The 12,936-nt window shown below is 39.2% G+C and carries 9 protein-coding genes; 8 read left to right on the plus strand and 1 reads right to left on the minus strand.

What is annotated here, in order from left to right:
• Window positions 1-216 precede the first annotated feature (216 nt).
• From LC454_RS26510 to LC454_RS06165, 8 genes are all read left to right on the plus strand, one after another.
• The gene (locus LC454_RS26510) at window positions 217-735 is read left to right on the plus strand and encodes a twin-arginine translocase TatA/TatE family subunit (RefSeq protein ID WP_317196247.1); all 519 of its coding nucleotides are present in this window, start codon (window positions 217-219) and stop codon (window positions 733-735) included.
• An 86-nt stretch (window positions 736-821) separates the two neighbouring features.
• Window positions 822-3,059 carry a Tex family protein gene (locus LC454_RS06135; protein WP_223580654.1) on the plus strand — a complete coding sequence of 746 codons (2,238 nt, stop codon included), beginning with the start codon at window positions 822-824 and terminating at the stop codon, window positions 3,057-3,059.
• Between the two features lie 130 nt (window positions 3,060-3,189).
• The gene (locus LC454_RS06140; protein ID WP_223580656.1) at window positions 3,190-3,897 is read left to right on the plus strand and encodes a hypothetical protein; all 708 of its coding nucleotides are present in this window, start codon (window positions 3,190-3,192) and stop codon (window positions 3,895-3,897) included.
• A complete protein-coding gene (locus LC454_RS06145) occupies window positions 3,894-4,169 on the plus strand; it encodes a hypothetical protein (RefSeq protein ID WP_223580658.1) in 276 nt (91 codons plus the stop codon). Before LC454_RS06140 ends, LC454_RS06145 begins: the two co-directional genes overlap by 4 nt.
• A 466-nt stretch (window positions 4,170-4,635) precedes the next feature.
• Entirely contained in the window at window positions 4,636-6,168 is a 1,533-nt protein-coding gene (locus LC454_RS06150; RefSeq protein WP_223580660.1) for a sulfatase, read from the plus strand.
• A 594-nt stretch (window positions 6,169-6,762) separates the two neighbouring features.
• Window positions 6,763-9,945, plus strand: coding sequence for a SusC/RagA family TonB-linked outer membrane protein (locus LC454_RS06155; protein ID WP_223580661.1), 3,183 nt, complete (start codon window positions 6,763-6,765; stop codon window positions 9,943-9,945).
• 4 nt (window positions 9,946-9,949) lie between these two features.
• Complete coding sequence (locus LC454_RS06160; RefSeq protein WP_223580662.1) at window positions 9,950-11,497, plus strand: SusD/RagB family nutrient-binding outer membrane lipoprotein; 1,548 nt, start codon at window positions 9,950-9,952, stop codon at window positions 11,495-11,497.
• A 102-nt stretch (window positions 11,498-11,599) separates the two neighbouring features.
• Window positions 11,600-12,025, plus strand: a complete 426-nt coding sequence (locus LC454_RS06165; protein WP_223580666.1) for a hypothetical protein — start codon at window positions 11,600-11,602, stop codon at window positions 12,023-12,025.
• Here LC454_RS06165 and LC454_RS06170 read toward each other — a convergent pair.
• Window positions 12,022-12,927: a glycerophosphodiester phosphodiesterase family protein gene (locus tag LC454_RS06170; protein WP_223580668.1), complete on the minus strand. Its 906-nt coding sequence runs from the start codon at window positions 12,925-12,927 to the stop codon at window positions 12,022-12,024. The genes LC454_RS06165 and LC454_RS06170 overlap by 4 nt on opposite strands.
• Window positions 12,928-12,936: the final 9 nt, after the last annotated feature.

Here is a 12,936-nt window from a genome sequence, read left to right on the forward strand (position 1 = left end):
ACAAAAATACAAAGATATTTCCGCTCTATCGTCATATTAAAAAATATTTAGCAAAAATATAACAAAATTTACTCGCCAAATACAGCTCCTTTGTTAAGTAATTTTTATGTTTCAAATACCTTAAAATTATCTTAAATTTACCTGTTAGTCTAAGAACTATAGAAATATAAGTGTAACTTAGCATCTAGTTAGTAATCAAAAGAAGAGGAAAAGAGTATGTACAATCCAGTAATAACATTTCTAAACATCGGAACACAGGAGATGATTTTAATCGTGTTTGCGATCTTGCTACTTTTTGGTGGCAAGAAGCTTCCTGAATTGGCAAGAGGTTTAGGAAGAGGGATACGAGAATTCAAAGATGCATCCGAAGGCATCAAGCGTGAGATTTCAGATCAGATCAATAATTTTGAAAAAGACATAGACGTTAAGACGGAAGTCAAAGAGGAAACCGTCCCTAGTGATGTAAAAGTTGCGGAAGAACAAGCCAAAGCTGAGCAAGAATCCCAGTCAGTAGAAACTGCTGAAAGCTCAGAATCTGAACCAGCGAAGAAAAAATATGAATTTACAACTCCTGCGGGAGTCGTGGAACACAATCCACATAAGCAACTAGATTACGGAGAGGAACCTTCTCATATCACTTACGGATACAATGACCACTTTGCTGAGGCCAAAAACAACGAAGGAGGAGAAAAGAAACCCACAGAACAAGAGGAAAACACAAACAAACCTGCGTAATTCCATTGCATTAATTTACAATCAGATATTTCATAGAGCTGTTGAATAACCATTCAACAGCTTTCCTTTTTAAAGTAAAATCTACAATGAGCTTATTATCACACGAAATTACTATTGCTAACGAGCTATCCATAAGCGAAAAACAAGTTCGCACGACAATTCAACTATTAGAAGAAGGCGCTACTGTTCCATTTATCTCCCGTTATCGGAAAGAAATGACAGGAAGTCTGGATGAGGTTCAGATTACAAACATCAGAGATCGTTCCCAACAACTGAAGGATCTGGATAAACGTAAAGAAGCTGTTTTAAAATCCATCAATGATCAGGGTAAATTGACACCTGAACTTGAACAACAGGTCATGACAGCCGAGACGATGGCGAATCTGGAAGACATCTACCTGCCTTACAAACCCAAACGTAAAACAAGAGCCAGCGTCGCTCGCGAAAAAGGACTTCAGCCACTGGCAGATCTTCTTTTGGCGCAGGAAAAAACAGATTATCTGGAACTTGCAAGTTCGTTAATAGATGCAGAAAAAGGAGTAAACAATAGCGACGAAGCACTAGCCGGAGCAAGAGACATCATTGCTGAAATCATTGCGGAAGATGCGACAGTACGATCCAAATCAAGAGCGATATTCCTAGAAAAGGCTGAATTCGTGTCCAGAGTGATTCCGGGAAAAGAAGAAGCGGCTATTAAATATCAAGATTATTACGAGTGGTCCGAATCGCTAAAAGACGCCCCCTCACACCGCGTTTTGGCGATGCGTCGTGGCGAAAAAGAAGAATTACTTTATCTGGATATCGACATCAATGAAGAAAATATCCTTCCGACCATTGAATCACTTTATATAAAAGCATCCAACGATGCTGCCGCACAAGTAAAATTGGCATTGACAGATAGCTATAAGCGATTATTGAAACCTTCTATGGAGACAGAAATCCGTGTATTGACCCGTCAAAAAGCGGATGAAGAGGCTATCAAAGTTTTTGCGGACAATGTTCGTCAATTACTTTTAGCAGCACCATTGGGACAAAAAAGATTACTTGCAATAGACCCCGGTTTCCGAACTGGATGTAAGACCGTTGTGTTGGACGAACAAGGCCAGCTAAAAGAAAATACGGCTATTTTTCCACACAATGGCGCAAATGGACTTGCCGAAGCACAAAAGACAATCAACTATCTTGTATCCAAACACGATATTCAAGCCATTGCAATCGGTAATGGAACGGCAGGACGTGAAACTGAAGACTTTGTAAAGAAACTGGGCCTCAACAATGTGACCATTGTTATGGTCAATGAAAGTGGAGCTTCAATCTATTCTGCATCAGAGACAGCACGTGAAGAGTTTCCGGACCATGATATCACCGTACGCGGTGCAGTATCAATCGGAAGAAGATTAATGGATCCATTGGCCGAGTTGGTTAAAATTGATCCAAAATCTATCGGTGTCGGCCAATATCAACATGATGTAGACCAAAATAAGCTACAGACATCGTTGGACGATACCGTCATCAGCTGTGTAAATGCGGTAGGTGTGGAACTGAATACCGCCTCAAAACAGATATTATCATACGTCTCTGGGCTAGGACCATCTCTAGCGCAGCAGATTATTAAATATAGAAATGAAAACGGCCCATTTTCCTCACGTCGAGAATTGAAAAAGGTACCTAGACTTGGTGACAAAGCATATGAACAAGCTGCAGGTTTCCTTCGGATAAGAAATGCTGCCAATCCATTGGATTCTTCTGCTGTACACCCTGAGCGTTATGCACTGGTCGAGCAAATGGCAAAAGACCTGGGTAAAAAAGTAGAAGACTTACTCAAAGATGCTGAATTAAGAAAATCCATTCCGTTGAAAAACTATATCTCTGCGGAAGTGGGTCTACCAACCTTAAATGATATTCTTAATGAACTAGCCAAACCCGGTCTTGATCCAAGGGAAAAGTTTGAAGCCTTTTCATTCACTGAGGGTGTCAATAGCATTGGCGATTTACGTATTGGCATGAAACTTCCCGGCATCGTGACCAACATTACCAACTTTGGCGCTTTTGTTGATATTGGCGTACATCAAGATGGCTTAGTTCACCTGAGCCAACTGTCCAACCGTTATATCTCCGACCCACATGAGGTGATCAAAGTACAACAACATGTCACAGTCACGGTTACAGAGGTGGATGAGAAACGTAACCGTATTGCCTTATCAATGAAAACAGATGAAAAACCTGTTCTTCCAAAGAATAAGAGAAATGAAGGCAAAAGACAGCCAGAACCGCAAACGGATATGGCTAGTAAGCTTGCCGCATTAGCGAGTAAATTCAAATAAATCATATATTCCGCTAAAAAAGGCTGATTCTTTGACAAAGAATCAGCCTTTTTTATGAGTCTGCAATCCCCAGTACACTATTCAACATTTTTATTTTGTATCTTTAAAAGACAACATGCTTTGATTTGTTATGAGAAACTGTATTTTACTATTGTGCTTATCGCTTGTAGCTGTACATTTCCAAGCTAAGGCACAACTTGCTGATGGCGCATATATTTCCACGGCAGGAACCACCAAAAACCTAATTTTGATCAAGAATCACTACCTTTCTTTCATACAATATGATGTGACCAATAAGCATTTTGGTTATACTTGGGGCGGCGCAATCCAGCAGCAAGACAACACGATCAGTGTAGTTATCGAATATGACACGAAAGACAGTACCGATATCGGTAAATCAACCAACTTGTATGTTAAAACCGAAAAAGGTAATATCCAGATAAAGTTGCCCGATTCCAACAAGATCTTTGTCAAACAGAAAACCATCAGCCAAGATTTAGATGCTTTGTGGAGAATTACGGGTAGACAACAAGATGCAAAGATGCACGAGATTCCAAAAGCAGATCGCAAAACAATAAAGATTCTGGTCGACGGTTACTTCCAATGGATTGCCATTAATCCGGCCCAAAAAGGATTTTATGGAACCGGTGGCGGACGCTACAGTTACAAAAACAATCGTTACACAGAAACAATACAATTCTTTTCAAGAGACAATAATAAGGTGGGGCAAGAACTGAATTTTAATGGAAAGCTGGAAGATAACAAATGGCATCACAGTGGAAAAAGCTCTAAAGGAGATGATATTTATGAAATCTGGAGCAAAGAATTAACAAAATGACAATAGAAGAATTTCAATTATTAGACAGTCCTAATCATCACTGGTCTGCTGTACAAAAATCATTGTGGTATGACAAAAAAGGTGATTGGAAAACCGCACACGACCTCATCGATCAGCTAGATGGTGTTGAAGCCGCTCACGTACATGCTTACCTTCACCGCAAGGAAGGAGATCCTTGGAATGCCCGCTATTGGTATAATCGAGCCCGACAGGCAGTATATACTGGTAGTCTAGATGCCGAATGGGACGAATTGTTCCGATTATATTTCTAACCAATCTAACCATCCTTGTTTGTATTAAACAGGGATTTATTTTTTGGTCCGAAGTTCATCCCTCATTTATAAACCCTTCTTTCTAAAATACTCCGATTCTGTCTGACATGAATTTTATATATAGCTGGTTTACTGAAGTAAACCAAAATAATTTATTAATTATCACAAAACAACAAAGTATAGTCTATTAATATTACTAAAACAAATTTAAGAAGTAATTTTAGTAACAAAAATAACACAAAAGAAAAACTATAGTAGGTCAGAACTCAAAATGGCATGAATATTGAATATAACTTTCTATACTTTAAAAAGTATACTTTTCATAAATTTAGGTTAATAATTGGTTAGGTTAAACACCTGAGGTTCCCCACTTCAGGTGTTTTTTTATCCCCTACCGATGAACGCATCAACTAAATAAAGGCTATATTTATTCCTGAATCAATAAACCAAACATCTTTTTTTTATTATGAAGTTCAGATTTATCACCATGGGACTAGTTTTACTGGGAATGTATAGTCAGGCCCTTGCGCAAAATAAGCCCAATGTGGTTATCATCATATCAGATGATCACGCTTATCAAGCCATTAGCGCCTATGGTTCAAAGTATGGAAAAACGCCGCAAATTGATCGTATTGCTTCCGAAGGTGCGATTTTCAACCATGCATATGTTAACAACTCCATTTGCGGTCCAGCCAGAGCCACACTACTAACAGGCAAGTATAGCCACAAGAATGGATTTAAGGACAATGAAACTTCCGAATTTGACTTCAACCAGGATTTATTTGTCAAACAGTTACAACAGGTGGGCTATCAAACAGCTTGGGTGGGCAAAATTCATTTAGGAGAAAAGCTTCAGGGATTTAATTATTATGATATCCTGGTGGGTCAGGGCACGTATTTCAATCCCGATTTCATCAGCAAACAAGGGCGTAAGCGCGCTGAAGGCTATGTATCAGATATCGTGACGGAAAAATCGATCAATTGGCTGGATACCCTAGATTCAAACAAGCCCTTCTGTCTGGTCATCGGTCATAAGGCGACACACCGCACATGGATGCCCGACCCAAAAGACTTCGGAACCTATGATACCGTGAATTTTACCCTACCAGCGACATTTTATGATAATTACCAAAGCAGACAGGCCGCCGCGTTACAGGAAATGTCAATCGATAAGGATATGAAGATGGGTTATGATCTCAAAATGTTCAACTCATTAGAAGAAATGATGAATGACGGTAATTTCAAACGAATGGACCAAGATCAGAAAAACAATTATATCGCCTATTATCGACCAATTTATGAACAACTGCAACAAGGCAAGCTAACAGGCAAACAACTTGCCGAGTGGAAGTTCAAACGTTATATGATCGATTATCTCAATACCGCTCAATCTATGGATCGCAATATAGGTAAAGTATTGGACTACCTGGATCAGAAATCTCTCCGCCAAAATACCATCGTAATCTATCTTTCGGATCAGGGATTCTATATGGGCGAACACGGTTGGTTTGATAAAAGATGGATGTACGAAGAGTCATTCCGGACACCGATGTTAATGCGTTATCCCCCATTGATTAAACCTGCGACAAAAATCGAAGCAAAATTGGTAAATGCTGATATCGCTCCAACCTTACTCGAGTTGGCAGCGATCAAAAAACCTGTTGACATGCAGGGAAAATCCTTTGTCCATATTCTAAAAAACACAAAAGAAGAGCATCGCAAAGATCTATATTACCATTATTTTGAAAATGGTGAACATGCCGTAAGCCCACATTTTGGCGTTAGGGACGACCGTTATAAACTTATCCGTTATTATAAGCGGGTCGAAAGCTGGGAGCTTTTCGATCTTGAAAAAGATCCGAATGAGCTTCGAAATGTTTATAAGGACCCAAGCTATCAGCACATAGTCACTAAGATGAAACAAACACTCATCGAGCAAATCCGACAATTTGATGATGGGGAAGCCGAGACAATCTATAAAGTAAACATTGACCATTAAAACAAAAACAGGGGATCCATAAACGAGATACCCTGCTTTATTTCAGACCGTTATCCTATTCTTGTTAATCCACAAGGAAATTCCCTCTTCCACTGTATTGTTCCATAAATTATCCATAGTCACCATCTTACAAACACGCTTCTAGCAAAAATAAGGTACTGGTTAAACATTAGCTTATATACCCATAGCTACACTTCATTCATACGTTATGAATACTTAAACTATAACTGTATCTATACGACAAAGGTGCCTTGTTGGTATTCCATTAGTATTATAAAAGTAATTCCATCGAGCCAACGAGTATATTTTATGACAATGATATCGTTCAGTATGTCATTGAAGTTACAATGGTAGTCTCAGCTAGCCAGCGAGTTTATTATAAACATTCTGACATCGTATTTACAAAAAAACAAAAAATAAAGTATAGTTATTAGATGGATTTTATATATTTGCATTAACATTTTTTAACACATGAAAATCAGTGCAATACATATACCTGTAAAACGAATGCTTCTAGGAGATGTTTTCCAGTTCGATTCAAACGATCTCCTATAACCACAAACAAAAAAATCCACTCATTATCATTAAATTAATATGGCAAAAAACAACATAGATTTTGTCGTACTGGCAGCGCTTTGCTTAAGCACGGGCACGCTATACGCTCAATCCACCATAAAAGGAAAAGTAATCGACAACAACAATGCCCCTATTCAAGGCGCAACGATTACAGAAACAATAAGTAAAAAACAGGTGCAAACGGATGCAAATGGCCTATTTGAGTTACCATCAAATGGTAATTCTATCAGTATCCAGGTTCAATATATTGGTTTTGATTCCAAAACTGTCCAAACCAATCCAGGCGGACTCACAACAATCCAGCTTTCACCAACGAGTTCCCAATTGGATGAAGTTGTTATAACCGCCCTAGGTATTTCGCGCGAAAAGAAATCATTAGGATATGCAGTCCAAGAAGTCAAATCTGTTGAACTTCAAACACGTCCCACTAACGCGCTCAGTGCACTATCAGGAAAAGTTGCTGGTCTTCAAGTGACTACATCCGGTGGCAACATGGGCGGATCCTCCCACGTTTTGCTTCGGGGCATCAATTCCATTGCGGGAAATAACCAACCGTTATATGTTATTGATGGTACTCCAATTGATAACACCGATTTAAACTCCTCATCGACCATTAATGGAAGTGCAGGCAAAGACGTCGGTAATATGATACAAGATATCAATCCTGACGATATCGATAACATCTCCGTATTAAAAGGTCCCTCTGCTGCTGCCTTGTATGGTTCGAGAGCCGCTAATGGAGTTATACTAATTACGACGAAGCGTGCATCAAAAGGGGAAAAGATAGATATTTCGTTAAACACTGGTGTTGATTTTGAGAATATTGTCCGGCTTCCGAAAAGACAACATTTATACGGCCAGGGTTATTCTACTGTTTTTCAGACTCAAAATATCAATGGTAAAGACTATAAAATCGTAGACTACGCTGCAGATGAAAGCTGGGGCCCTAAACTCGATGGTACACCTGTCTTGCAGTGGTATAATTTAAACCCTGAAGACGAATCCAATTACCTGAATCCGTCGCCATGGCTTTATCCAAAAAATGATGTTAGCTATTTTTTTCGGACCGGTGTAGCCAATACCAATAATTTTGCTATCGCCGGCAATAGTGGAAATACAAATTACCGATTTTCCTACACGAACAAAAATGTAAAAGGAACAACTCCGAATTCTAGTTTAGGTCGTAATACATTTAACTTTTCGGGAGGGACACAGCTGGGCAAATTGAAAATTAATTCTAATTTCAACTACATCCGTAACGCATCCGTAGGCCGCCCATGGACAGGTGCATCCAACAGAAATATTATCCTCGAGGCATTCCAATGGGGAGCAGTACAAGTGGATTACAAGATATTAGAAAATTATAAACGTGAGGATGGAACTCCATTAGCATGGAATCGTACTGGATGGCAAAATACACCTACAGCAGAAGCAACGCGCTTTATCGATAACCCCTACTGGTCTGCTTACGAGTCTTATATGGAAGATAATAGAGACCGCTTTTATGGAAATATTGGATTACAATATGACTTGAATAGCTGGCTTTCCTTAGGAGCTAAAGTACATGGAGATATTTATTCGTTCCAATCTCAGGACCGTATCGCTGTATACTCTCGCAGCACTTCACAATATGAAGAGACAAGCAATAAACTAAACGAATATAATTATGAATTTTTAGCCACAGCAAAAAAAAACTGGGATAAATTCTCACTTATTGGAAATATCGGAGCCAATCTTCGTGACCAGCAGCGCAAGCAAGATTATGCCATTACACAAGGAGGTCTAATTATTCCAAATTATTACAATCTAAAAAATGCGAATTCAGTCAAAATTGACAACTTTAAATATCACAGACGCATTGCATCTGTTTATGGAAGCTTTTCTTTAGGATATAATGATTTGCTTTACTTAGATGGAACAGTGCGTAATGACTGGTCTTCAACATTACCAACAGATAACAACTCTTTTATATATCCTTCCCTAACAGGTAGTTTTGTCTTTAGTCAATTAGAAGCATTCAAACAATTGGATTGGCTAAGTTTCGGAAAAATACGTTTAGGATGGGCCCAAGTTGGGAATGACACAGATCCTTATCAACTGTATAAGGTCTATGAACCCGAGCAATCGTATGAAGGGCAAGCTTCTTACGGCCTCCCGAGTATTAAACCAAATGCTAATTTAAAACCTGAAATTACCAGTTCTTGGGAAACAGGTCTGAACGTGCAATTGTTCAAAAATCGCTTAGGATTTGATATAACTTACTACAACAATAATTCCAGAAATCAAATCCTTCCTGTCCCTGTTTCTTCGTCTTTTGGATACGCAAGCAAAGTATTTAATGCAGGAAAAATTAATAACAAAGGTCTCGAAATTGTTCTTAATGGCACGCCAATCAAAAATGAAAACTTTACTTGGGACGCTACAATTAACTGGGCCAAAAACAAAAACAAAGTGATCAAATTAGACGATCAGGTAAATACATTGAGTTTAAGCAATTCGTTAGTTGAATTAGTAGCACGTGAAGGCGAGTCCTATGGACAATTTTTAGGCTATGACTTTGTATATGCAGCAGATGGACAACGCGTTGTTCAGGCGGATGGAACTTACATGAAAACCTCCCAATTGGTACCCCTGGGATCTATTCTTCCTGATTTCACCTTTGGTTTTCAAAATAGCTTCCGCTACAAAAACTTTAGCTTAGGATTTTTGGTCTCAGGTCGTGTTGGCGGAAAATTTTTCTCCCAAACGTATAAAGTTGGTATGTATTCAGGCATCCTGGACAAAACAGCGGCTAATAATATCCGTGAAACGGGTGTTGTTTTGAATGGTGTCAAAGGCGATGTCACATTCCACAGCGACGGTACATATGCCGTTGAGAACGTTCAACAAAATACCACCAATATTACAGCGCAGCAATGGGCGCGCAATGAGTACAATGGCCCTACCACTTTTTCCATTTTTGATGCCACTTATGTTAAACTGAGAGAAGTGACGCTGGGTTATAATTTCAAATTAGCCAATGCCAAAGTCATTAAAAATATTGGGGTCAATGTCTATGGCCGTAATCTTTGGAATATCTATACCAAGAGTAAATACATTGATCCTGAATTCACCTCCAGTAGCGGTAATGTACAGGGTATTGAAGGTGGTAATATCCCTGTTCCAGTTACTTACGGTTTTAATGTAAACCTTAAATTCTAAAAAAATGAAAATATCAACTATATTATATACTTCAGTAATCGGTGCTTCACTTATTGTTACATCATGCTCTAAGTCTACGTTTAACGATATAAATACAGATCCTAACCGTCCCGCCACCGTTACAACACCGACAATTTTGGTAACTGCCGAAAAGCAATTGATTAATGCCTTACGAAGCGAGGAGGTCAGTTTACGTGGAGCACAATTATTTTCACAATATTTTGCCCAAAATATATACACCGATCAATCGCGTTATCAAATACCAACGAGTTATTCCGATAATTACTGGACGGCAACTTACAAATCGCTCAATAATCTGAATGAAATTATAAAACTCAATTCAAATGAAAAGACTAAGGCCATCGCCGCAGCAGGAACAGCAGGTTCCAATGCGAACCAGATTGCGATTGCAAGAATTCTTAAATCTTATGCTTTTCAATCATTAACCGATGTTTTTGGTAATATTCCCTATGAGTCTTACGGAAATAAAGATGCTGATTTTGAAGCCCTGCAACAGGACCCAGACAACTTAACGCCTAAATATGCAAGTCAGGAAAAAATCTATAAAGATATTCTAAACGAACTGCAACAAGCGGCTGATACCCTAACGAAATACACAACAGCAACCACATTTGGCACCGCTGATATTATCTATAAGGGATCCAATGCCAGCTGGGCAAAATTTGCCAATTCACTACGGTTACGGATAGCCAATCGCATTAAGGCAAAAGATGCTGCATTGGCAGCAACGCATATTGCCGATGCGATAAAGAAAGGCGTATTTACCGCTAACAGCGATAATGCCGTATTTAAATATTCTAAAACTCCACCCAATGAAGCACCACTATTCCGGGCCACAGTGACAGCCAACCGAAAAGATTTTGCCGTTTCAAATGTACTTATAGAAGCCCTGCAGGGTACACGTGGCCCCTTTAAAATTGCAGATCCTCGCTTGTCTAAATTCGCAAAACCAACATCCTCGGGAAATGCCTATTTCGGCCAGCCGTATGGGCTTCCTTTAGCCGCCGGAAATCTATTCCCTGTGGATAAAATATCTTTACCAAGTGACGCGATCAACGCGGCTGACTATGGCGAAGTTCTTCTGGAATACGCTGAAATAGCATTCCTCTTGGCAGAAAATAACAATTGGGATCAAACTAATTATGAGAAAGGAACTCGCGCTTCGCTAGAAAAGTGGGGGGTATCGCAAGAAGATATTAATAGCTATATCAGCAAACTGCCAGCTGCTAATAAAGAGCATGTGCTTTCCCAAAAATACTTAGCACTTTTCAATCAGAGCATAGAAGCTTGGTCAGAAATCAGAAGAACAGGCTACCCATTATTTCTCATCAAAAAAGGAGATGTCACCTGGAGCGGAACTATCGATGGCAAACCCGTCAGCTATACCTTTAATCCCGAAGTTGGCGATGCCATACCAAGTCGTTTGGTATATCCATTGAAGGAACAAAGTACAAATAGATCAAATTATCAAGCAGCCCTGGCACAACAAGGAGATGATGTGATCAACACCAAAGTATGGTGGAATAAATAAAAAAGTATTTTCTACCCCTTTGAACACCTGAAGTTTAAGATTTCAGGTGTTTTTTTTTCAATTATTTCCTAACTTCGTAAAAGACCATTAAGAAAGAATGCCATGGATGATCAAATATTAGATAAAATCGACCAACTGAGTGAAGAGGGAAATGCTTATTGTGATGAAGAGAACTTTCGCGAGGCAATTAGGGCATGGACTGAGGCGCTCAATTTAATCCCTAGCCCACAAAATGTCCACGCTGAAAGTCTTTGGTTGGAAGCCTCCATTGGGGATGCTTATTTCTTAGAGGACGACTTCGAAAACGCACTTCCACACTTTGAAAATGCCAAAGGCAATATCATCGAGAATGCTTATGAAAATCCTTTTATCATGCTACGATTAGGACAGTGTTACCTGGAAACAGCTAATACCGAATCTGCACAAGAATACCTTCTTCGCGCCTATATGATGGAAGGAAAAGAGATTTTTGAAGAGGAATCACCAAAATATTTTAATTTTCTGGCTGATAACGTCGAATTGGATTAATCAATTGCATCTGCCACCTCCATCGGTAAATCAGATTCAAGAATAGATGCACCCTGGGCGAATATCGCCCTATATTTTTCTCTTCTTTCTTCTTTCTTTGTTAGTTTGTCATAAGTTGGCGCTGACGAAATCATACACATCACCCCTTTCCCATTAAAAAAGCGGTACATTTCTGCATTCGATTCTTTTAACTCAGGACCAATATAGACAATCATCCGACCATAGGGCAATCCCGAAGCCTTAAATTTAGCTAAGGCTGCCTGATCTTTGATATGCATAGACATATACTGATCCGGATTTTGGGCCAAATAGTAGGCCGCCTGTTCAACATTATGTACCGTTACCCAAACCCAGCTATATGCATTATGCTTTCGCAATATAGCTGCGGTTGCCGACAATGGTAGATCTTTCTTATCGAGATTTAAAATGGTTTTCCCTTTTGCCCATTCAATCACTTCATCTAGGGTATTAATAGGATATTTAGTAATATTTCCAGCATGGTCTTTCAGACGAAGTGCACGCAATTCAGCCCATGTATAATCCGACACCCGACCGACCCCATTTGTCACCCGCTCCAAGTTTGCATCATGGAGTAATACCGCAACACTATCTTTCGTATAGCGTGGATCTATTTCAAAAATTGCTGGAGTTTTACATAATACAGCCTCAAAAGCCGCAATAGAATTTTCAGGAAGACCATCTTCTATAGTCCCGCGGTGACCGCTTATGATCTTCTTTCCTTCAGCATACTTAAAGTATGCACGCATGGCTTCTACAGATTCAAACTTTAGCCTCTGGTTGCTTTGAGCTAAAACTTTCGTGTATAATAAACTAGATAAAAATAATAATAGAAATACAGAAATCGTTTTCAACCGTATATCATTGTGATCTAAAGCAGCCATCTACCTATT

The organism is Sphingobacterium sp. GVS05A (assembly GCF_019969845.1).
In the GTDB taxonomy this organism is placed as follows: Bacteria; Bacteroidota; Bacteroidia; order Sphingobacteriales; family Sphingobacteriaceae; genus Sphingobacterium.